General features: G+C 57.2%; 19 protein-coding genes. 9 read left to right on the forward strand and 10 right to left on the reverse strand.

The window, feature by feature from the left end; all coding sequences use genetic code 11:
* Positions 1–23: 23 nt before the first annotated feature.
* The 3 genes from EC9_RS02780 to EC9_RS02790 all read right to left on the reverse strand — a co-directional run bounded on the left by EC9_RS02780 (position 24) and on the right by EC9_RS02790 (position 1,645).
* Positions 24–443, reverse strand: a complete 420-nt coding sequence (locus EC9_RS02780) for an RrF2 family transcriptional regulator (protein WP_145282163.1) — start codon at positions 441–443, stop codon at positions 24–26.
* 74 nt (positions 444–517) lie between these two features.
* A complete protein-coding gene (locus tag EC9_RS02785) occupies positions 518–748 on the reverse strand; it encodes a DUF542 domain-containing protein (RefSeq protein ID WP_145342176.1) in 231 nt (76 codons plus the stop codon).
* Between the two features lie 207 nt (positions 749–955).
* The gene (locus tag EC9_RS02790) at positions 956–1,645 is read right to left on the reverse strand and encodes a hypothetical protein (RefSeq protein ID WP_145342178.1); all 690 of its coding nucleotides are present in this window, start codon (positions 1,643–1,645) and stop codon (positions 956–958) included.
* Between the two features lie 372 nt (positions 1,646–2,017).
* Here EC9_RS02790 and EC9_RS02795 point away from each other — a divergent pair, with 372 nt between their 5' ends.
* Positions 2,018–3,628, forward strand: coding sequence for a transglutaminase-like domain-containing protein (locus EC9_RS02795; protein WP_218934542.1), 1,611 nt, complete (start codon positions 2,018–2,020; stop codon positions 3,626–3,628).
* Between the two features lie 11 nt (positions 3,629–3,639).
* Here the strand turns inward: EC9_RS02795 and EC9_RS02800 are convergent, their stop codons facing one another.
* Positions 3,640–4,071, reverse strand: a complete 432-nt coding sequence (locus tag EC9_RS02800) for a bis(5'-nucleosyl)-tetraphosphatase (RefSeq protein WP_145342182.1) — start codon at positions 4,069–4,071, stop codon at positions 3,640–3,642.
* Between the two features lie 250 nt (positions 4,072–4,321).
* Between EC9_RS02800 and EC9_RS02805 the strand changes: the two genes are divergently transcribed.
* The 6 genes from EC9_RS02805 (at position 4,322) to EC9_RS02830 (ending at position 10,362) form a co-directional block, all read left to right on the forward strand.
* Positions 4,322–4,879, forward strand: a complete 558-nt coding sequence (locus EC9_RS02805) for a cob(I)yrinic acid a,c-diamide adenosyltransferase (RefSeq protein WP_145342184.1) — start codon at positions 4,322–4,324, stop codon at positions 4,877–4,879.
* Positions 4,880–5,016: 137 nt separating this feature from the next.
* Positions 5,017–5,355, forward strand: a complete 339-nt coding sequence (locus EC9_RS02810; protein WP_145342186.1) for a P-II family nitrogen regulator — start codon at positions 5,017–5,019, stop codon at positions 5,353–5,355.
* 146 nt (positions 5,356–5,501) lie between these two features.
* Positions 5,502–8,096: a [protein-PII] uridylyltransferase gene (gene glnD, locus EC9_RS02815; RefSeq protein ID WP_246105925.1), complete on the forward strand. Its 2,595-nt coding sequence runs from the start codon at positions 5,502–5,504 to the stop codon at positions 8,094–8,096.
* Positions 8,097–8,725: 629 nt separating this feature from the next.
* Positions 8,726–9,079, forward strand: a complete 354-nt coding sequence (locus tag EC9_RS02820) for a hypothetical protein (RefSeq protein WP_145342189.1) — start codon at positions 8,726–8,728, stop codon at positions 9,077–9,079.
* Between the two features lie 311 nt (positions 9,080–9,390).
* Positions 9,391–9,939, forward strand: a complete 549-nt coding sequence (locus EC9_RS02825) for a YqgE/AlgH family protein (RefSeq protein WP_145342191.1) — start codon at positions 9,391–9,393, stop codon at positions 9,937–9,939.
* Positions 9,940–10,002: 63 nt separating this feature from the next.
* Positions 10,003–10,362 (forward strand): cold shock domain-containing protein, encoded by a 360-nt coding sequence (locus EC9_RS02830; protein ID WP_246105926.1) that lies wholly within the window; start codon positions 10,003–10,005, stop codon positions 10,360–10,362.
* A 3-nt stretch (positions 10,363–10,365) separates the two neighbouring features.
* On the opposite strand, the gene EC9_RS02835 is transcribed toward EC9_RS02830, so the two are convergent.
* From EC9_RS02835 to EC9_RS02860, 6 genes are all read right to left on the reverse strand, one after another.
* Positions 10,366–11,079, reverse strand: a complete 714-nt coding sequence (locus EC9_RS02835; RefSeq protein ID WP_246105927.1) for a hypothetical protein — start codon at positions 11,077–11,079, stop codon at positions 10,366–10,368.
* Positions 11,080–11,197: 118 nt separating this feature from the next.
* Positions 11,198–13,879 carry a PQQ-dependent sugar dehydrogenase gene (locus tag EC9_RS02840; RefSeq protein WP_218934543.1) on the reverse strand — a complete coding sequence of 894 codons (2,682 nt, stop codon included), beginning with the start codon at positions 13,877–13,879 and terminating at the stop codon, positions 11,198–11,200.
* Positions 13,880–14,129: 250 nt separating this feature from the next.
* The gene (locus EC9_RS02845; protein ID WP_145342197.1) at positions 14,130–15,122 is read right to left on the reverse strand and encodes a DUF1559 domain-containing protein; all 993 of its coding nucleotides are present in this window, start codon (positions 15,120–15,122) and stop codon (positions 14,130–14,132) included.
* A 108-nt stretch (positions 15,123–15,230) separates the two neighbouring features.
* Positions 15,231–15,689 carry a transthyretin-like family protein gene (locus EC9_RS02850; RefSeq protein ID WP_218934544.1) on the reverse strand — a complete coding sequence of 153 codons (459 nt, stop codon included), beginning with the start codon at positions 15,687–15,689 and terminating at the stop codon, positions 15,231–15,233.
* Positions 15,690–16,363: 674 nt separating this feature from the next.
* Positions 16,364–17,371, reverse strand: a complete 1,008-nt coding sequence (locus EC9_RS02855) for a DUF1559 domain-containing protein (RefSeq protein ID WP_145342201.1) — start codon at positions 17,369–17,371, stop codon at positions 16,364–16,366.
* A 153-nt stretch (positions 17,372–17,524) separates the two neighbouring features.
* On the reverse strand, positions 17,525–17,998 hold the full coding sequence (locus tag EC9_RS02860) for a peptidase associated/transthyretin-like domain-containing protein (protein ID WP_145342203.1): 474 nt from the start codon (positions 17,996–17,998) through the stop codon (positions 17,525–17,527).
* 343 nt (positions 17,999–18,341) lie between these two features.
* On the opposite strand from EC9_RS02860, the gene EC9_RS02865 reads away from it, so the two are divergent.
* The gene (locus tag EC9_RS02865; protein ID WP_218934545.1) at positions 18,342–19,484 is read left to right on the forward strand and encodes an FG-GAP repeat domain-containing protein; all 1,143 of its coding nucleotides are present in this window, start codon (positions 18,342–18,344) and stop codon (positions 19,482–19,484) included.
* Positions 19,481–20,878, forward strand: a complete 1,398-nt coding sequence (locus tag EC9_RS02870; RefSeq protein ID WP_145342205.1) for a tetratricopeptide repeat protein — start codon at positions 19,481–19,483, stop codon at positions 20,876–20,878. The genes EC9_RS02865 and EC9_RS02870 overlap by 4 nt, the downstream gene beginning before the upstream one ends.
* The last annotated feature ends 119 nt before the right edge of the window (positions 20,879–20,997 follow it).

Genomic DNA, 20,997 nt, shown 5'->3' on the forward strand with positions numbered 1-20,997 from the left:
TTCTCGGCGGCGATTGTTTCGGATCATTCGATGCACTCTAGCTGTTGGCGGGTTGGGACGACATCGGCGAGCGTGACCGTGTCGAGGTAAGCTCGCTGCACTCGTTCGGCTTCCGCCAAGACGCCTTTGAGCTTGCAGAATGCGTCGATCGCACAGCCGCGATCGGTGCCGACGCAGGCGAGCAGGTGCAGGTCTCCCTCGATCGCTTGGATCACGTCGCCCAAACCGATCTCGTTTGGCGGGAGTGCCAGCTCGATGCCACCGCCGATTCCGCGGGTGCTGCGGATGTAGCCATGCCGCGCCAGCAGGTTGACGACTTTGGCGACGTGGTTGACCGAGATCCCAAACAGCGATGCGACATCGGCAACGTTGGCGCGGGAGGTTCGTGTCGCCAAGAACATCAGCGTTCGCAAAGCGTAATCGGTTTGCGTCGTGAGCTTCATGATTGGAATGAGTCGAGGCGAGAGAAGCGGGCAAGATCTAGCAATCGCTAGCCTATTGCCGAAGTCGGCCGTCGTCAATTCGGAGCATCGCGCCGGCGACTGCCTTCTCGCTCTTCTGGAGGCGTGCGGATCATGTGGTAGAGCGTTTGTAGGACCTCCGAAGGGTTAAGCCCTCGATGCTGGCAAACGTACCGCAGCGATTTGCCGCCACAGCTGGTATCGAGCCCGAGTTGGTCGAACACGGGCATCGTCTCGGGATGCTCGATGATCCACTCGGGAATCGTCGTCTCTAGATCGCAGTCCATGCGTGAGATTGTAGCGGAGGAATTCTGGGGAGGGAAACGCCGCGGAAGCCCCTTGCTGGGGCTAATGCGCGGCAGTGCTCAGCCGAGTTGGCTGGCAGGCGTTAGCGCGGCGTTGCCGGAGGGAACCGGAGGCCATCGCATGGCGGATGGTACCTCGGTTTGAAACCCTGCTTATCCGCCCTGCCCTACCCTGTGCTGGCAAACGAACTACCAGGAATCATCCATGCCCAGACGGGTCTTGAGGACTTCGAACTGGTGCTGGTACTTTTCGTTGCTGCTGTGCACGTGTTCCGCTTCGGTGACAAAACGAATGTCAGCGTCGGGGTAGACGTCGTGCGCGATGAACGACTTTTCAAAGTCTTTCAACGGATCGCCGTACGTGATCAACAACTTGTGCTCGTCGAACTGGACTTCCTGCTTGCGTCGTGGATTGACGATCGCGATCCCGGTGCAGCCATCGTTGAGCAACAGGTCCTCGAAATCCCAGAGGGTGCTTTTCAGGACGGGCATGTCGATGTGTTCGCGATACAAATCGTTGTGTCCATGTCCCGATTGGTGGCTGGTTTCCAGCACCACATCGACAACCGGACCGAGTGATTCGATCAGGTCCATGAACAGATGCATCAAGTTGTTTCGCGAGACGGCACCCATCAAAACCGGCACCTTGGTCGACGAGGCATCGTCGACATATTCATCGCGGCGGAACCCTTGCTGCGGCACCACTTGCAGGTCGTAGGAGGGTCGAATTGCGTCGGTCAATTCAAATGCTCCGTAGGTGGCAATGCCCAGGTGAGTGCGCAGTTCATCTTCAGAAAGTTGTTGGAAGCTGGCCGGCGAAGCCACTTTGGACGTGGTGTCGGGACCGCCGGTGCGAAGGATGCGCTTCAGAAAGCCCATAATATCTCTCATCGTTTGCGTGCCCGCACGTCAGCGTGTGGACACGGCATGGGTGGATCAGTTTGGTTGATACCCAACGTTAGGTCACCTGCGCGGCGGGGGATGATGATCTTCAAATGCTTCTTCTGTCGTATTTTTTTGCGAAACCCCAAAATTCGCCCGATCCTTAAATCGTGTAGATTGATTAATGTTGGTAACATCGCGCCAGGTCGCCGCCTGGGCTCGCAGAACCAGCACAATCGTTACAACATGACGGTTTTGGCACTTGTATTGATCGCCTTTCCTCCCCTTTGGCACACACGACGCATGGATCACTCATCGCTAACTTTTTTTCGCCGTTTGGTTATGTTGCCTAGCTGGTCTTTGTGTCTGTTGTCGGTTGTTGCTTTGGTTCCGTTTTCTGGGTGCGATCGAGTTCCGCCAAGGCCGGCGATCGGTGCCGATGCGAAAGGTGAGATCCGTCAGTTTGAAGAGGCGGGGCAAGCATCGACGCCTGTGGTGGCCGCCCCCGCGGTGGCGGAGGGCGACGACGAACCGAGCGATTTGAAAGTCGAACCGCCGGCGAAGATTGTCGACCGCGATCTGGAACGCTGGGATGCCTATCTGGTGGGACGCGAACAAGTGGGCTTCAGCGTCACAAAAGTGGAGCCGGTTGGGGGTGGGGATGCTTACGTCCGTTACAGCATGGAGGAGCAGCTGAAGATTCGCCGGGGTAAGCAGGTGGTTCAGCAGTGGTTGAAGCAGACGAGCTTGGAGAGCGTGAGTGGGGTGTTTCAGGAATTCGAGAGCGAGCTGAGTCGCGGAGGGGAGATCGTGATCAGCCGCGGCGCGGTGGGGTACAACCAAATGAATGTCACGGTCCGCCGTGGTGAGCAGAAAGAGACGCATGCGATCCCCTGGGATGCGAAGTACCGCGGGCCGTTTGCAACGCAGCAATCGCTGCGAGCCAATCCGATGAAGTCGGGGGAGGAGCGGTTGTTGCAGTCGTTGTTGCCGGTTCAAAACGTCGTCGGAACGATCCGGTTGAAAGCGACCGATGTGATCAATGTCGCGATGCTGACGGGCGATTCGCAGAAGCTGTTAGAGATCGAATCGACGGTGAAGGTTGACGATCGCATCGTGCTGACCCAGTTGTTGTGGGCGAACGATCAGGGGGAAGTGCTGAAGACCTACACCCCTGCCCTGGACTTTGCGACCTACCGCACCGATCGCGATACGGCAACCAAGGTGGGGACGCCCAAGAACGACCTCTTGTCCGCCACAGCGATCCGTGTTCAGTCCGACGCGGATTGGGCGTCGATCGGCGAGCGGTCACCGATCACTTATCGGATCAAACATCGGACGCAAGATCCCGCTGCGTTGTTCGAATCGTCTCCCAGTCAGACGATCACGTCGGTCGATGATCGTTCGCTGCTGGCGGTGTGTGATCCGTTTGGGGCGGAATCGTCCGATAGCGAGCCGGTTGGCGAAGCGGACGAGATCGCCAATTCGTTGATCCAAAGCGATCATCCAACGATTCGGCAAATGGTGAAAAGCTTGCTTGTCTCGGAAGATGCAAGCCTCGACCAGAAGGCGGAAACGCTGCGATTGGGAGTGCATCGGCACGTACGCAAAAAGAACTTCTCCCGCGGCTTTCTCTCCGCGGCCCAGGTCGCGACCGAAGCCGAAGGGGATTGCACCGAACATGCGATTCTGTTGGCCGCACTCTGTCGGGCGGCGGGCATTCCATCGCGAGTAGCCGCCGGATTGTTGATGCTGCCACCTGGCGAAGGTCAGTCGCAACCGTTGATGGCGTACCACATGTGGACGCTGATTTGGACGGGGGACCGTTGGGCTGCGTTGGATGCAACGCTGGCAGAACAGCCGAAATTTGCGGATCGGATCATGCTCGTCTCGTCCGACTTGGCATCGGGCAATGAATACAGATCTCTGTTGCCGGTGTTGCAAGTGATGGGCCAGGTCGACGTCGCGATCGAAGATTGATCGCGCGTCCGCTAAGTCGCTGTTTCCCTGTTCCGATCGAAGTAGGTTTGGGCATATGCGAGCAACGGATCGATCGTTGCGGGTTGGATCTGGTGTGGCGGCGACCAATCGAACCATTCGAAGCCGGGATGTTCGGTCGGCACGATCTGGATCTCGTCCCTTTTTAGTTGGGCCAGGAAAATCGTAACCTGTTTGTCTTTCGGTTTGCCCGACTTGCGACTTGTCACGCGGTACTGGATCTGGAAACAGAAGTCCTCGGCGTGCGTGAAGTCTTCCGGCCCGATTCCGGTCTCTTCCAACAATTCGCGGCGAGCGGTTTGCAGGATCGATTCCCCCGCATCGACGTGCCCCTTGGGCAGGTCCCAGCGGTCGGCGTGCCGCATCAACAGGAATTGGCGACGTGGGTGATTGCGAAACACGAGATAACCAGCGGCTTGGATCATTACGTTTTGCGGCCGCTTCGAGGGCCTTGCCTTGCGTGATAGAGTGAAAGGATTACTGGCCCCGTCGGTTTCCGCCGCGCCTAGGACAGATCTGTTTTGGTACCGAGGCCGATCAGCCGTCGAGCGCTGGCTTGCGGTTGCATGGAGAACTGGACGCGATCCCGTTTGGGATGATACCGCAAATTGAAACACCGATGCGTCCTGCCGCCGCGCTGGCCTGTCCAGGATGCTATACGAAGAACAAAGCAAAATGAAGATCTATACACGTACCGGAGACGCCGGAAAGACCGGATTGTTCGCTGGGCCACGCGTTGCCAAAGACGATCTGCGGATCGAAGCCTTTGGGACGGTCGACGAATTGAATTCCGTTCTGGGGATCGTCCGCTCGCATCCCTTGGATGTGGACATCGCGGAACAGTTGGAACGGGTGCAAGCGGATCTGTTTACCGTGGGAGCCCGGTTGGCAACAACCCAGCCCGAACGATTGACGATTCGTTTGGTGGATGAACAGGATGTCGCGCGGCTTGAAAATTGGATCGACGCTCACGAGGCGTCGCTTCCCGAGTTGACGCACTTCATCCTGCCAGGGGGCGACATCGCGGCAGCGAATGTACATCATGCTCGAACCGTCGGTCGACGGGCTGAACGACACGTCGTCGGACTCTGTCACGCCTATCCGGAAGATGGCTACGAGGCGGTCGTCGTCTATTTGAATCGCTTGAGCGATTATCTGTTTGTCGTGGCCCGCGCGATCAATCATCGGGCGGGGATCCGCGAACCGATTTGGTTGGGAGATGCATCGAAATAGTACCCAGAAATGTGGGTCCAGCGAGGTATCGCCAAGGCGGGCTATGCGATGTTACAATTTAGCCAGTGTGGCCGCCTGGGATGGATCTGGTGCGCCCAGAGAATCGTTGGCTTGCTGGCTCCGAAAGGAACGTTATTGTGAAAAAAATCGAAGCAATTGTCCGTCACTTCAAGCTTGAAGATGTGAAGAACGCATTGACCGAGCAGGGAATTCACGGCATGACAGCTAGTGAGGTGCGCGGTTTCGGGCGGCAGAAAGGTCACACCGAAATCTACCGCGGCACCGAATATGCCGTCGACTTTGTTCCCAAGGTGAAGATCGAAGTCGTTTGCAGCGACGAAAACCTGCAGACGGTCGTCGACACGATTTTGGAAACCGCACAAACCGGTCAGATCGGCGACGGCAAGATTTTTGTTACCAATCTGGAAGAGTCGATCCGCATCCGAACGGGTGAACGGGGCGAAGACGCGCTGTAGTCGATGGATCGCTGACGAAGTTTATTTCGTGTGATGGCGGGTCGCACAGCATTTGCTCTCTTGGGGTGCAAGTCTTTTCTTGCTGCTGGGTTGATATGGTAGGTTCGACGCCTGTGCGCGAGGTGGTTCAGCGCTCGAAGCAATACTTGCTCGTAGAACGCGAGAAGCTGCGGATTCAGCACGACAGTGGCTCTCCCGGACCGCAGGTCTCCGCCGCCCTGTCGCAATTAGCCGATGAGATCGTGCTGGACGTGTATCAACAGTGTCTGCACGACGCCAAGTTGGAACATCTGGCGGATCAATTGGTCTTGATCGCCCACGGCAGCTATGGCCGTGGGGTTCTGTCTCCGTTTTCCGATATCGACCTGATGTTGCTGCACACCGCGGCGGCAGAAAAGCATATCAATCCTCTGATCAGCCAGCTTTCCCGCGATATCGTCGATGTTGGTTATGTGCTCGGGTTTTCGGCTCGCACCGCTGCGGAAACTTACGCTTGGGCCTGGAAGGAGATCCCCGTCTTCACGTCGATATGTGAGGCGCGATTCCTGGCGGGGAACCAAGACCACTTCGAGCGTTTCTTTCATTCCTTGCGGCAGCGTGCGATGCGGCGCAAGAACCGGCTGACCAACGGGATCATCGCGGCCCGATTGGAGGAGCGAGAAAAGTGGGGCGAATCATCTTATCTGTTGCGTCCCAACGTGAAACGGTCGCGGGGGACGTTGCGCGATGTGCAGATGATTCGCTGGCTGGGGTTCGCAAACGCGGGCGAGACCGACATCGGAAAACTTGTCGACCTGGGGCTCTTCAACGAAGATGATTATCGCCATGTGAAACGGGGCAATTCGTTTCTGCTGCGGCTTCGCAACGAGCTGCATTTCATGTCGGGCAAACAGAGTCAAGATCTCTTGGATCGGCACTTGCAAATTCAAATCGCCGACCGCTGGGGCTACCACGGTGAAACCGGGGTGCTGCCGGTCGAAGAGTTCATGCGAGACTACTTTCAGCATACCGGTGAAGTGCGGTATGCCGTGTCGCACTTTCGCGACACCTGCCGCAACCGATCGATCTTTGGTGCCGCAATCGATCGGGCATTTTCCAAGACTGTCGATGAAGACTTCAAAGCCGGGCCGTATCACATTTGGATCAAGCCGCGGGCGTTGGAACGCGTCGCGAACAGCGTTCCCGCAGTGCTGCATCTGATGGATATCGCTAATCAACGCTGTCTGCGGATTCGACATCAATCGTGGCAAGCGATTCGAACCGCGATGCGTATCCGACAGCCGGAATCGCCCACGGTGGAGACGACGCAACGTTTCTTGTCGTTGATCAGCCAGCCTGGGCGGTTGGCCGATCTACTGCGTCGCTTGAACGAATTGCGAGTGTTGGAGCAGATCATTCCGGGGATGAAGCACGCCCGGCGGTTGTTGCAGTTCAACCAGTATCACAAGTTTACCGTCGACGCGCATTCGATTCGGGCCGTCGAAGCGGCGACGAATCTAATCGACAACGAAGATTGGCCGGGTGATATCTATCGCGCGATCAAGGATAAGACTCGACTGCATTTGAGTCTGTTGATCCACGATCTGGGCAAAGGGTTCGACGAGGACCACAGCGAAGTGGGCAAAAGGATCGCCGAACAGACGGCCGATCTGTTGCACATGTCCGAAGACGATCGCGAGCTGTTGGGGTGGATGGTTCACAAGCATTTGTTGATGGCGCACACCGCGTTTCGGCACAACCTGAACGACCCCGATATGCTGACGACGTTTGCGTCGGAAGTTGGGACACCGCAGAGATTGGATCTGTTGGTGTTGCATACAATCGCCGACCTGACGGCGGTCGGGCCTGGTGTGTTGACCGATTGGAAATTGAATCTATTGCGCGAGCTTTACGACAATACCAAACGTTACTTCCGCACCGGCGAATTGCCCGACGATCCCGATATCGCGGTGTTGGAAACGAAGAACCAATTGCTGACCGCGTTGGAAAAAGCTCACGCGTCGGCCTTGAGTTTTGAATGCGTCAAAAACATGCCCCCTTCGATGTTGCGACATCACGATGCCGACGAATTGTTGGAAGAGTTGATGTTGGCCGATAAATTGAGCAGCGCCGATCGTGTTGCCGTCGTCATCCCACGCTCGATTCCCGACAGTTATGCGTTGGAATATACGGTGATCATTCGGCAGGACGATCGCCCGATCGGTACGTTTTCGCGGATCACCGGGGCGCTCTCGGGGATGGGGTTGGAGATCTTGCGAGCCGACATCGAAACCGTCGGCGATAACCTTGCTTGGGATCGATTCCTTGTCAACGATCCCGAGGCGGTGGAAACGTCCGACGCCCGCCGCAACGCAGTCTGTAAAGCGATCGTCGATTATTTGGCCGCCGATGAAATTCCGAAACCGACTTTCCGTCGGCGTTGGAATCGTGCCGCGGTCAAGCAGGATACGGGGCTGCAGCAATTGCCGACCCGAGTGACCTTCGACAACGAAACTTCCGAACGCTCGACGATCATCTCGCTATTTGCCTACGATCGTCCAGGGCTGCTGTTCACGATCGCCAAAGCGCTCGCAAATCTCGGCGTCGTCCTGAATTTTGCGAAGATCTCGACCCATCTGGATCAGGTGGTCGACGTGTTCTATGTCACCGAACTCAATGGCGATAAGCTCGATTCGCCCCAGCGGCGACAGATTCTCCGCGAGCATTTGCTCGAATCGGTGCAGAGTTTGGGACAGCAGTAGCGCCCGCGTCCGAAGGGTTGTAACGTCTGGCACCGAGTTTGCGTTCTCTATCGGCGGGTGTCGTCCCGTTGGGGCACTCGCAATCGCTGTAATGCGTTTGACCCGATGTCCAATGCGATAACTCACGCGTTCCCTGCCAATCGGCGTTGTCTGCGCGGGCCAGTTACCCGATATCCATCATGGCTAGGTGTTTACGGGTAAGTTTGTTTGGCGTTTGGGATGATGTAAGGATGCTAACGATGCATGCGAAGCTTCTGACGGCGGGTCTGGTTCTTTGTGCGATGCATTCGTCGGTCTGGGGGCAAATGAGTCCACAGCGGACGTACCGATTGGCTCAGACGTCCCCGGCACCTGCCCAAGCACAGTCATCTTCTCCGGCGATCCGGATCATTCAACCGGCGACAAAACAGCCTCAATCGGTGCCCCCGTCGATTCCTCAATCGATGCAGCAGCCGGTCCCGCAACCCGCGGATTTATCCGTGCTCGAGCCCTCGGCCAACGGAGGGGCAATGGCAGTCGATTTCAACCAGATTCTGTCCGATCAGGAGGCCGTTTCCTGTGGTTGCGAGGCGTCGACATGCCCGCAAGCGTGTGTTGAATGCCAGGATGGATGCGAAACGGCATGCTGCATGGCGGCTTTTTTTGGAGCCGATCCCTGCGTGCCGGTGCCACCGAACGGTGCCGATCCGTTGACAGGCTGTTCGATCGAGAGCATCTACCGTGCGGAAGCTCATCATCGCGGCCTGTGGGCAACCTACCCAGCCGAGAAGATGAAGCAGAGTTTGGCGCTGCGACGCAGCCGCGTTCCCCCCGCTCCACCGCAATGTTTCGATGGACCAACAATGTATCGTCCCGCCGCCCCGGCGTGTGCGGTTGAGCCGGTCTCTGCCGAAGTCTGTCCGACCCCGGGGGAGTGCTGTGCCACACCCAACAACTCAGCTGTTCAACAGGCCCAGCTGGGACGCCCTGGGGTTGCTCGCTAACAGCCGAATTAGACGAATTTCCAGCTTTCGCCCAGAATTTTCAATGCCCGCTGACCGGGTTTGCCGATACCAAAGGTACCATGGATTGGGAGGGTGGAACGAACGGTGCCATCGTTCCAGCGATTGATGGGTCATGGACGGGCAGGGAGGGCCTTTCCATGACCCTCTTTTTTTGCGCTGTGCCAAATTTTGGCCTCTATGCAGTAATTGGTCCACTTTTTGCGACATCTGGCTCTCGGTAATTCTGGCTCCTGCCCGTTTGACAGGCTTGCCATTCTTCGAGGCCCAGTAATTCGAATTTTGCTGCAAAAATGGATTATTCAATCGTTGGGAATTTGTTGGTCGCGGCGCCTGCGTTGGACGGAACGCTGTTCCAGCGAAGCGTCTGTCTGCTGTTGCATCACGACCAGGAGAACATCATTGGGGTGGTGCTGAATCGCCCCCTGTTTGGCGAGGTTCAGATTGCGCAAGGTGCTTTGCTGGCACCGTCGGGGAAGCGGAGCCTTCATTTCGGAGGTCCGCATGCCGGTCCGGTTTTCGCGCTCCACAATTGCGCTGATCTGGCGGAATTGGAAACTGCGAAGGGGCTCTACATGGCCTCCAGCCAGCAGCATATGCAGCGTCTGTTGACCGATGCGAGCCTTCCCTGCCGCTTGATCGTGGGGCATGTGCAGTGGTCGGTCAAAGATCTTCAGTCGCAGCTTTCGGCTGATCTTTGGCGTGTGATCCCCGCAACCCCCGAGGCGGTATTTGAGCCGGACGATTTGATGTGGGCCGATCTGGCGCGAAAATCGGCAGCCCTCCATTTCGCCCATTTGGTCGGTGCAAAGCACATTCCGCCTCATCCCGCTTTGAATTAGAATGCGGTTTGAATCGGCGGGATGTGGCCCGCCATCGACAGCTTGTCATGCGAGACCCCTGCTTTGAACATCCGATACGACGACGAATACATCCAGCGAAAGCGAGTTGGAGAAATCCGCAACATCGACCCAGTGAAGAATTTTGGGTTTATCAGCGGTGAGGATTTTCGTGGCGACGTCTTCTTTCACATGTCGGTTTGGGAGAGCGATCGCAACATGCTGCCAGAGATCGGGATGGTTGTCGAATTTGAAATCAACCAGGAGCACCTGCGGGAAAACGATTCGTTGCGTGCAACCGTTGTCCGGCAGACCAACCGCCCCTACACCAAGCAATTGGACCTTAAGGCGGACGATTCTTTGACCGTCAAGCATCACCCTAACGCTAGGAAGCGGAAGCCGGTGTGGCGTGGGAAGAAGACTTAAGTCTTAAGTTGTTGCCGTCATACGATTGCCCGATGCGGGGGTGACGTCTGCGCGTCGAGTTTGTTTGTCCCAGTACGCCAACGCTGCGTGCGTTGGCAGATAGAACATCGCTGGCAGGCCCAGCATCAGGCAACTGAGCCACACCCAACCGGGCATCCAGGTCTGCGCCGTGTCGGCGTCGGGACCAAAGACGTAGTTCACGTTGTGCGGTTGGTTGGGGAACGCCAGGGGATCGCCCGGACCGGGCAAAACAAAGTAGGCGATCAGCATCGCCGCCCAAGCGATGATGGTCCAGCCGATCAGTGCACGGCGGTCGTATCCCAATCGCCAGACGAGATACAGCAGCAGGATCGGCAGCCAGAAGTGGAAGAACGAGAGTCCGCGGGCTATCAACGAGATCGAATCGTCGAACATGTAATCGGTCATCCCGACCACGCGAACTCCGGCAAAGGCCCCCAGGAAATCGATCTGCCACAGCAGTTGAGGGATCGTAATTCCGACGGCGGCCATCGAGGCGTAGATCGGTTTTTCGGTCCAGACCGCCAGCACTGCCAGGAATAGCGCGATGTCGCAGAAGTACAGGAAGTTGGTCGGCCCGTACTCTCGCCAATAGTAGACGGTCAGGACGGCTGTAAACGCCGTGTAGGCCAGCTTCAACGACCACGGGATCATCGTCCGACGCTGGCTCGTTTCGCCGTGGGGCGGTGTCGTGTTCATCGGGGCGCTCCGCAAAAGGTTTGGACGGGAAGACTTGGTCGCTTGAACTTTAAAAGAGACCAGTCTTCCTGCGGCTGTGCGCCATATCGGCGAGAAACTGCACTTTTGACTCGGGCGGCTACTCGAGTCGCAGAGAGTCGATGTTCATCAATCCGCCCCGCTGCTTTTCGTTCTTAAAGACGATGAACAGTGCATCGCGGCCGCTGCTGGGATCGATCGCGATCTGGTTCTCTTCAAACGCGTCCCAGCTGCCGTTGACCTCCACCAACGCGCTGCCCAACAGCGGGCCGTCGACCTTGCCGCGGCGGACTTCGATCGTCCCCCCTGCCCCGGCGCTTGTCACGCGGACGGCGATCGACGCGATCTCATCCAGTGGAATATCGTTGAACTTTAAGAACGCATCGTGGTTGATCGCGCCGATGAACTTCTTTCCTTCGGCTTTGCCCGATCCGAGCTCGCGCGCACCGGAGACCTCGTCGGCCGATTCGGCTTGCAAGTTGCGGCTGCGCAAAACGACTTCCGCAGTCCCGATCAGTTTGGGAATTTCATCGCGCCCCAGATCGGTGTAGGTCGCTTCGAGTCGCATCTTGCCGGGCGTCTCGATGGCGACCAATTCGTTGTTGAATCCTTGAGCGGTTGGGGCGGAGGCGTCGGCGGTCGCTGCGTAGACGTACTGAACCATCTGCAGCACTTCGGCTTCGGTGTGCTGCCCGTGTGGCAACATCCCGATCTTGCCCCACACGCCGGTCGATCCCTGGCGTACGCGAGCTACCGATTTTTCGATCTCGTGCGGCTGGTCGCGATATTTGGTGGCGATCTCGACAAAGCTGGGGCCGACCAATCGACGGTTCGCTGCATGGCAGTTCAGACAATCACTTTTGCGGATCAATGCGAGGCCTGGAGGAACGTTTGCCGCGGCACCTTCATCGGCGACGGCGCTTGCTTCGACAAACAGCCGCGTCGGGGCAAGCCCTTCGATCAAGTGCCATCCCTCTTCTTCAGCTTCATCAAAATCGCTCGTCCCATCCTCGATGTCGCGTACCTGCAATCGGTAACGAATTGGTTTGCCGGGGCTGAAGAAGTCGCCGTTCTGCGGTTCCAAGAACTTCACTTCCGGTCGCGCGTTCCCCACGATCACCGGCAGCGACATGCTGCTGCTTGCGCCCGATGGATCGGTCACCGTCAATTCGATCGTATAGACTCCCGGTTCGGCGAAGCTGGCTTCGGCCGTCGCCGTCGTCGCGATCGGATTCCGTACCGGAGGCGTGACGCCTGAACGGACGGATGTCCATTGATAGGTCAGGCTGTCGCCATCTTTGTCGTATGAATCGGCGGCTGACAGTTTGACGATCAACGGTTCGCGGCCGACGGTGCTCTCGGCGCTGGCCACTGCCACGGGAGAACGGTTGCCGCGGACGTAATCGATTCGGACCAGCCGCGCGTCGGGATTGACGCCCCAGGTCTCGCCGTATTCGATCACGTACAACGCTCCCGCCGCGTCGAACTGCAAGTCGATCGGGCGGGCGAATTTCATCTCGGGCAGGAACGGTTCCAACCGCTCGACGTTGGAGTCTTTGTCCACATGAACGGCCATGATCCAGTGCCGCGACCATTCGAACGCAAACAACGTTCCGTCATAGGCTGCAGGAAACTTGGTGGTCGATTTCGATTGGGCGTCGTAGTGATAGACCGGCCCGGCGCAGGCGGTTCGGCCGCCCGAAGCGACTTCGGGAAACTCCGGCGACGGCGCGGCGGGGTAATAGATCATCGCCGGCTGCGCTGGTGGAAGTTCTTTGCTGCCGGTGTTGTTGACCGATTCGTTGATCGGTTTGCGAGGGTCTTGGGCGGGGTGGATTTCACCGCTGGCAAAATCGACCATCGGGTAGGCAAAGTTGTTGCCGATAAAGTAAGGCCAGCCGAAGTTGCCAGCCGCCTTGGCTTGATTGACTTCGTCGTAGCCGCGAGGGCCGCGATCGTTGTCGCTGCCGGCATCGGGCCCAACGTCACCCCAATACAGGTATCCCGTTTTTTGATCGACGCTGATCCGCCAAGGATTGCGGCAACCCATCACGTAGATCTCGGGATGTCCGATCGAACCGTCTTTGGGGAACAGGTTGCCGTCGGGGATCGAATAACTGCCATCGAGCTCGGGCCGAATCCGCAGCACTTTGCCGTTGTAGTTTTTCGTGTTTCCCGCAGTCCGTTGAGCGTCCCACGGTCCCCGGTCTTCGCGCTGGTCGATCGGCGCGAAGCCTTGCGAATCCTTGAAGGGATTCGTGTTGTCACCGGTGCCGATGAACAGGTTTCCGTCGGGACCAAACTCCAGCGATCCAGCGTGGTGGCAGCACTCGCGTCGCTGTTCTTTATACTTGAACATCAACTTCTCGCTCGCCAAATCGATCTGGCCATCGCGGAAATCGAACCGGCTGACATGTTGCCCCGAGAAATCGGGTGGAGAGTACTGCAGGTAGATCCAGCCGTTTTCGGCGAAGTTGGGATCCAACGCCATGCCGATCAAACCATTCTCCTGAGCGGTGGTGACCTCCAGCTTTCCGACGACGGTTGCCTTGCTTGTTTGCGGATCGATCTGCTTGACCAGACCTGCGATTTCGATCAGGAAGATGCTCCCGTCGGGGGCGATCTCCAATTCCATCGGCTGTGTCAGTTCACTGTAGACCGTCGTTCGTTCAAACCGATCGATCTCGACCTCTTCGGCGCACAAGGCACCGGGCCAGGCGATCGCACACCAGACGGCAAGGCATCGAGGGATCCGTGTCACGGACAGATTGGGTTTTGACATCGCGCGGGGCTCAGGAAGGCGTTGCGGAAAGGATAATGGGGATATTCTAGTCAAAGTTGGGGTGATTGCACGCGGCCGGCAGGAGGGGGCGGGAGAGGCCATTGCGAGCGGCTCAATTACCATGTTTGCCGCGATCCGGTGCTGTTTCGCAATGCAGCGGTCGAGAAACGAAAAAGGGCGTCACGCCCAACACTCGATGTGTCGTTCGCGACGCCCTGCAGACTTCAAATACGTGTCCGGACCGTGAACGTTAGTAGGGGCCGATCACATTGCCGTCTTGCGGCGTGTGCAGGTTCTTGTAAACGATCAGATCGATCGTTTCGGTGACGAACCGAACCGATCCATCTCCCAACGTCACCTGCATCCCGCCGGGATGGCAGCCCTTGGCGGTCCAGTCGTCTGCCCAACTGGCGGTGGTGCGTCCGAAGCCGTAGGTCAGGCTGCCGCCACCGACGTTGGTGACATCCAGTAATCGCAGGCCGGTGTGCCAGCCTTCGCTCGCGCCGATGATCCGCGGCCCGATCCAGATTCCTCCGGCCCAATTGCAGTCGGTGCCACCGCATTGGAGCGAGTCAGCGCGATCGTTTTTTGTGGTTCGTTCGGAAACAAACAGCGTGTTGCTGGTGCCATCAGTCACGTCGCGAAAGCGGCGGTCGGAGTTTTCGAAGAACATGCCGTTCTGGGTCGATTTGCCGTTGCCGTTTGCATCGCGTTGGACGGCGGAATGTCCGGCGACCGCAAGGTAGTTCGATTTGCCAAGGCTCGATTTGTCGGTGTTGATTCCCGACATCGGGTCCGATGGGCAGACGTAGGCGTCGATGATCACCGATGCCGAAGCAATCGGATCACTGGCCGAACCGTCACCGTTGGCATCCTGCCAGGAGCGTGCAAAACCGTCGGTTTCGTTGCTGATTTGATCGTGCAAAGCCGATTGCTCGATGAAGGGCAGCAAGCCGGTCGCCCAGCCAAAACCATTGTTGTTGTTGGCAGCGTCTCCAGGCGAACTGGTCTTTGGATTGCTATCGTAGCAGCCCGATGGGAAGACCTGGTACGTGTCGTGGTAGTTGTGCATCGCCAAGCCAATCTGTTTCAGATTGTTGCTGCACTGCATCCGGCGAGCTGCTTCACGGGCCGCCTGTACCGCGGGCAGCAGCAAGCCGACCAAGATGCCGATGATGGCGATCACCACCAACAGTTCTACAAGTGTGAAGCCGTCACGGCTTCGTTGAGAATTGCGTTTCATCACGATTAAAGATCTCCACAAAAAGGAACACGTTAAGAATAGGAAAAGCGTGTAGGAATGCGGGCCAACTCGGTACTCACTGCTGGGTGGTCGCGCTGGCCGAAGTGGCTACTTGGAAGTGAGTTCCAGTGGGATGTCGTTGGAGCCTGCTGCGACTTCTACCACCAACTCGGTTTTCGAATTGTATTTTGCGGGGATCGGTTCTTTGGCTTGTCCCGATGGATCGGGAGCATCGGTTGGCGTTGTTACACTCACTTTATGAGATCCAATCAGTGCACCCGATTTGTCGGCGTGGTAGCTCAGCGTGTAGCGCCCCTGTTCATCCGAAACCCCCATCGATGAGCGGGCGTTCGCGTCACCCTGAGGCTGGAAAACTATAGATACATTGGGTAGTGGCATGCCGTCCAATGTGATGGTTCCTTCTACCTCTCCTGTTTCAGGCATCTTCAAGCCATTTCCACCGCACCCCACAGAAATGATTGCTATGATTGCTGCCGCCAGGGGGGGTGTTGTTAGGGATCTCGGGCTCATCTTCATGATGTGGCTGATTCGCGAAGTTGCGGTCACGTTTGTAGATACCTATGACAGAGGTGAGTAGAAAAGATTGTCTCGGTCTATAGATTATCACTTCATGTGTCAGGTTTTGTAGAGCCTTTCTGAGTAGTTAAGCGGAAGCAGGGGACGGTGTGGGGTGCGTTGTGCGCAGTAATCTCCCTTTGAGTGCGTCGCTTGCTCTGGAATACTTGAGCCGTTGGGAGGCCTAATGTTGTCATTCTCCCCGAAACAATAAATTCCAGTTTTTGTAATTTTAAATTCACCACATGCCACCTGTGGTTTTGTTGTTTTTGCTGCTTGGTTGGGTTTTCTTGCTAGACAGTCAATTTTGGAGAAAGGGGGAGCGCGGAGTATGTGAAATTCGGTGCCGTCAGAATGCGTTGGGGGATCGGTTAGAACGCTTGCCGCTATCGACAAAAGTTCCGTTTGGGGAGTGTGGTGACGACGAAACGGGCGCGGTGTTTCCAGGCGATGCGCTCAAGGGCTCGCCCACGCTGTTACTCCGGTGCGACAGAGAGAGCGTCGCGAAGAGGTTGGGGAAGGCGACGCCTTCCCCTTGGGTTTTGTGTCCCCCCCCCCAAAAAAAAAAGGGTCCTGTCCGTTTTTGTCGTGTTGGTTCGGAGCGGACTCGACGGAGCATGGCTGCATGCTCCGTCGTAAGCGAGTGGCGCCAAAGAAGGGGGGCGTTAGAACGGGCCGATCACGTTTCCGTCTTGCGGCGTGTGGAGGTTGCGGTAGAGGTCGAAGTCGATCGTTTCGGTGACGAAACGCACCGAACCGTCCCCTAGAGTCGTTTGCATTCCGCCGGGGTGACATCCCTTGGCGTTCCAGTCGGCACCCCACGTTGCGCTGCTGCGGCCGAAGCCGTGGGTCAAACTGTAGCCGGTGTCGTAGCCGCCGACGTTGGCGACATCAAACAAATAGAGCCCGGTGTGCCAGGTTGCGGAACTGCTGACGATACGCGGACCGATCCACAGACCTCCGGCCCAACTGCAAGGCGATCCACCGCACTGCGTCGAATTGGCGTTGTCGTTTTGGGTCGTTCGCTCGGAGATGAACAATGTGTTGGAGGTACCGTCGATGACGTCCCGGAACTTACGGTTGGAGTTCTCAAAGAACATTCCGTTGCGTTGGCCCAATGGGGATCCGTTTGCGTCGGTTTGCACTGCATAGCGGCCTGCAATCGCCAGGTAGTTCGATTTTCCATAACCGCTCTTGTCGGAGTTGAGGCCTGACATCGGATCCGATGGGCAGACGAACGCGTCGATCACAACCTTGGCCGAATCGATGGGGTCGTTTGCCGTGCCGTCGTTGTTTTTGTCCTGCCACGATCGCCCAAAGCTCCCCGTTTCGAGGCCGATTTGGTCGTAGAGCGGGGATTGTTCGATGAATGGAAGCAGGAGAGTGCCCCACCCCAGCCCATTGTTATTGCTGAGGGCGTCGGTTGGGGAGTTCGTCTTGCGGTTGCTGTCGATGCATCCTGGTGGGAAAACCCGGTAGGTGTCGTGGTAGTTGTGCAGGGCAAGGCCAAGCTGTTTCATGTTGTTGCTGCATTGCATCCGGCGTGCTGCCTCACGCGCCGCCTGGACGGCTGGCAAAAGCAAGCCGACGAGGATCCCGATGATGGCGATCACTACCAAAAGTTCAACCAATGTGAAGCCGGGACGGCTTCGTCGCTGTGGATTCTGTGTCATGATGTCGATTCCTGAAGTGGAAGAAGTAGATGTAACAACGGACGAAGGCGAGATTGCGATCGTCCAGGAAACCCCGAGATGACTGCGCGGACCTGCAGCTGTCGAATCGAATCGACTCGCCGCGGTATTCCTGCAATCGCTTGCGGGTGGGGGTTATTTCGAAGTGAGTTCGAGCGGGATGTCGTTGGAGCCTGCTTGGACTTCGACGACCAGTTCGCTTTTTGAATTGTATTTTGCCGGGATCGGATCCTTGGCCTGCCCCGAAGGATCGGGAGCGTCGCTTGGCGTGGTGATGCTGACCTTGTGCGATCCGATCAACGCCCCTTGTTTGTCAGTGTGATAGGTCAGCGTGTAGTGTCCCTGTTCGTCGGTAACTCCCATCGAAGCCCGCGCCTGGGGATCGTCTTGCGGTTGAAAAACGACGGAGACATTGGGCAATGGCTGACCATCCATCGTGACGATCCCTTCGACCTCACCGGTCTCAGGCATCACCAGGCCGCTGCCGCCACCACAGCCAGCGGAAACGATCAGCAGTAGGGTCGCCAATAAAATAGAAACAGAGGCTGTGTTTGTGTTCTTCGAGTCGACGAATCGCCAGAGGTCGGTCACGTTGTAGAATACTTTCATACGAGGGTTAGGAGAATGTTTGGATCTGCTCTATAGATTATCACTTCATGTATCAACTTTTGTAGAGCCGTTTTGTATAGTTGTGTGGAATCGCAGGACGGTGATCGAAGCGTTGTGCGCAATGTTTTCGCATAACAAATCGTGAAGCGTCTTGAAAACTGGATCGTTGGAAAACTTAATGTTGACGATGTCTCCCAAGCAGCAAATCGTGGTTTTTCTAATATTAATATTCGCGATTCCACCTGTGGTAATGGTGGTTTCTCGGCATGGGGGGGCGATTCGTCCCTTGCCGGTCGTCTATCAGGGGGGAACCGCTTATTCTGCGTCGAAGGTTCCATTCGAAATGATCTCTTTGGACGCTGCGTCGGAGGGCTTGCCGCAGATTACAAACGTCCAAATTTTGGATTTTGATGGGGATGGAAACGTCGACGTGCTCGCTTGTGATTCACTGAAGAATCAGGTGCTGCTGTTTCGCTTGCGCGATGGAAAGTGGCGCGAAGAGGTTTTGGTGCGCGACGTCGCCGCCCCTGCCCACGCGACAGTTGTCGATATCGATTCCGATGGCGATCTCGATTTGGTCGTTTCGGTCTTGGGAAATATCATGCCCGACGACAGTGTGATCGGGCGAGTGGAGTTGTTTGAGTCGACGCCCGAGGGGTATCGGCGGCACGTGATCTTGGACGACGTGCGGCGCGTCGCCGATGTCCAGCCGGCCGACTTCGATGGCGATGGGGATATCGATCTCGCGGTGGCTGTTTTTGGATACTCTCGCGGTTCGGTCTTGTGGTTGGAGAATCGCGGTCACTTGAAATTCCGCGATCACCTGTTGCACACCGCTCCGGGGACGATCCACGTTCCGATCGCCGACTACGATGGCGATGGCGATCCGGACATCGCGGCGATCGTCACGCAGGACGAAGAGGAGTTGTGGGGCTTTGAGAATCTTGGCAATGGCGAATTCAAGAAACGCCGATTGTGGATGACGATCAATCACGATCTCGGCAGTGCGGGGTTGGTGCAAGCCGATCTCGATGGGGATGGCGATCCCGATCTGATCTTGCCTGCGGGGGACAACCTGGAGGATCTCGATGCCTATCCGCAGCCCTATCACGGTTGTTATTGGTTTGAGAACCAAGGCGACTGGACGTTTCAGATCCGTCGCATCGCGGATCTGGGAGGGACCTACGCGGCGGACGTCGGTGATTTTGATTCCGATGGCGATCTCGACGTCGTCTTGGCCAGCATGACGAACAATTGGAACCGAACCGATACGGCAAGTCTTGTTTGGCTGGAAAACGATGGCCAACAGAACTTCACGACCTGGCAGATCGCCAGCGATCCGATCCATCTGGTCACCGTCGCCGCCGGAGATCTCGATGGCGATGGCAGCGACGATATCGTGGCGGGGGCATTAAACCTGCGGAAACCGTTTCAGCGGGTGGGGCGCGTGAGTGCGTGGTTGAATCGCAGCGAGGCAAAACAATGAAACGTTTCAAGCAGCTTCTGGTCGTTGTCTTGTTGCTCGAGATCGTCATTGGCGGGCTCTACCTGAAGCGTCGCTTGTGGCGGCATCATGTTGTGCTGCCGGCTGTGACGCTGGACGATCCGCTGTTGGCGACGGAGTTCCAACAGCTCGCCGATCAAGCGACTGCGGGAGGGAGCGAGCAATGGCAGGCTCTCGGCGAAGGCTTGCTGGGACAAGGCTTTTACGGCGAGGCGGAACATGCGTTTCGGGCGGCTGTCGATATCGACCCGAGCAACTACATGGCTCAATTCTCACTGGCCTTCTGCTTGGACCGAACGGGGCGGATCGCCGAGAGCAGCGAAGCGTATTTAAAGGCATCGGAAATTGAACGCAAGTCAAAGCGATTGATCGGGTCGGTCGAACATTGTCGGTATCAAGTTGGCAAGAATTATCTGAGAGAAGAGGATGCTGCGGCGGCGATCGACAGCTTTGCCAGCCAGGTCGGTTTCGCTCCCGCCAGCTACCAATACGCCAAGCTGTTGGTTCGCGACGGCAAGGTCGACCGCGCTTTGCCGTTGTTGGAGATGCAGCTTGGTAAAACGCCACTGTCGTTGAAGTTCAACGCGTTGCGATTGCAGGCTCTTGAAGCGAAGGGGCAGCAGGCATTGGCAGCTCAAGCGGCCGACGTGCTGCAGCGGTCGCGGTACATGATTCCTATCGATATGAGCACCAACTTCGTGACTCCTTTGAACCAGCGGTTGGGGATTTCTCGGAAGCTGCAGGAATACAACGAACTGCTGGCGTCGGGGGATATGGATCTGCTGGCGAAGCATTTGCAGTCGATGTGGGATGTTGTCGAACCAACAATGCTGAGCCAGAAGAGCAAGATCCTGATCAGCATGGCGGAGGTTGCGTTTCAGCGGCGTCGCGCCGAGGAGATGTTGCACGCCGTCGACCGCTTAAAAGAGCTGGGGGTCAGCAGTCCCGACATGTTGCAATTGGAAGGGGCGGCGTATCAGTTGAATGGCGACATCGACCGTGCGGTTACGTTGTGGATTCGCGCCAGCGAGATGTCTCCCAATATCCCGCTGCACCAAATTCTGGCCGACGCCTACCAGCAGAAGAACGACGACGCGCGACGCGATTATCATTTCGGTCAGGCCGGGTTGTTGGAAGCGAAGCAGGCGTTCTGGAATAACCAATGGGAACCGGCGAAACAGGCGGCCCAGCGGGCGATCGATGCCGATCCGTCGCTCGATCAAGCTTGGTTCTACCTGGCGGAGATCGAGCGAGAGCTAGGCAATCCACAGTCGGCGTTGGAGGCTTACCAAAAGTGTTTGGATCTGAACCCCGATCACGGCCGCGCTTTGGCTGCGGCCGCACGGTTTCGCGACGACGCCGCTGCGGCGCCGTAGCGGTCCGCTAGCCAGCAAGTTATTTTGCCAGATCTTTCGAACTGCGCAGTCGCATTTGTTGCGACCGGGCGGTGGCTGCGAATATCCTGGTTGGGTGACTGGGTCACCCGTTGGAGGGT

Origin of the sequence: Rosistilla ulvae (assembly GCF_007741475.1) — a bacterium.
GTDB classification, from domain to species: domain Bacteria; phylum Planctomycetota; class Planctomycetia; order Pirellulales; family Pirellulaceae; genus Rosistilla; species Rosistilla ulvae.

Coding starts and splice junctions, on each gene's coding strand:
- EC9_RS02780 (WP_145282163.1), bottom strand. CDS start 443: ATGAAGCTCACGACGCAAACCGATTACGCTTTGCGAACGCTGATGTTC.
- EC9_RS02785 (WP_145342176.1), bottom strand. CDS start 748: ATGGACTGCGATCTAGAGACGACGATTCCCGAGTGGATCATCGAGCAT.
- EC9_RS02790 (WP_145342178.1), bottom strand. CDS start 1,645: ATGGGCTTTCTGAAGCGCATCCTTCGCACCGGCGGTCCCGACACCACG.
- EC9_RS02800 (WP_145342182.1), bottom strand. CDS start 4,071: ATGATCCAAGCCGCTGGTTATCTCGTGTTTCGCAATCACCCACGTCGC.
- EC9_RS02805 (WP_145342184.1), top strand. CDS start 4,322: ATGAAGATCTATACACGTACCGGAGACGCCGGAAAGACCGGATTGTTC.
- EC9_RS02820 (WP_145342189.1), top strand. CDS start 8,726: ATGGCGGCTTTTTTTGGAGCCGATCCCTGCGTGCCGGTGCCACCGAAC.
- EC9_RS02825 (WP_145342191.1), top strand. CDS start 9,391: ATGGATTATTCAATCGTTGGGAATTTGTTGGTCGCGGCGCCTGCGTTG.
- EC9_RS02835 (WP_246105927.1), bottom strand. CDS start 11,079: ATGAACACGACACCGCCCCACGGCGAAACGAGCCAGCGTCGGACGATG.
- EC9_RS02840 (WP_218934543.1), bottom strand. CDS start 13,879: ATGTCAAAACCCAATCTGTCCGTGACACGGATCCCTCGATGCCTTGCC.
- EC9_RS02845 (WP_145342197.1), bottom strand. CDS start 15,122: ATGAAACGCAATTCTCAACGAAGCCGTGACGGCTTCACACTTGTAGAA.
- EC9_RS02855 (WP_145342201.1), bottom strand. CDS start 17,371: ATGACACAGAATCCACAGCGACGAAGCCGTCCCGGCTTCACATTGGTT.
- EC9_RS02860 (WP_145342203.1), bottom strand. CDS start 17,998: ATGAAAGTATTCTACAACGTGACCGACCTCTGGCGATTCGTCGACTCG.
- EC9_RS02865 (WP_218934545.1), top strand. CDS start 18,342: ATGATCTCTTTGGACGCTGCGTCGGAGGGCTTGCCGCAGATTACAAAC.
- EC9_RS02870 (WP_145342205.1), top strand. CDS start 19,481: ATGAAACGTTTCAAGCAGCTTCTGGTCGTTGTCTTGTTGCTCGAGATC.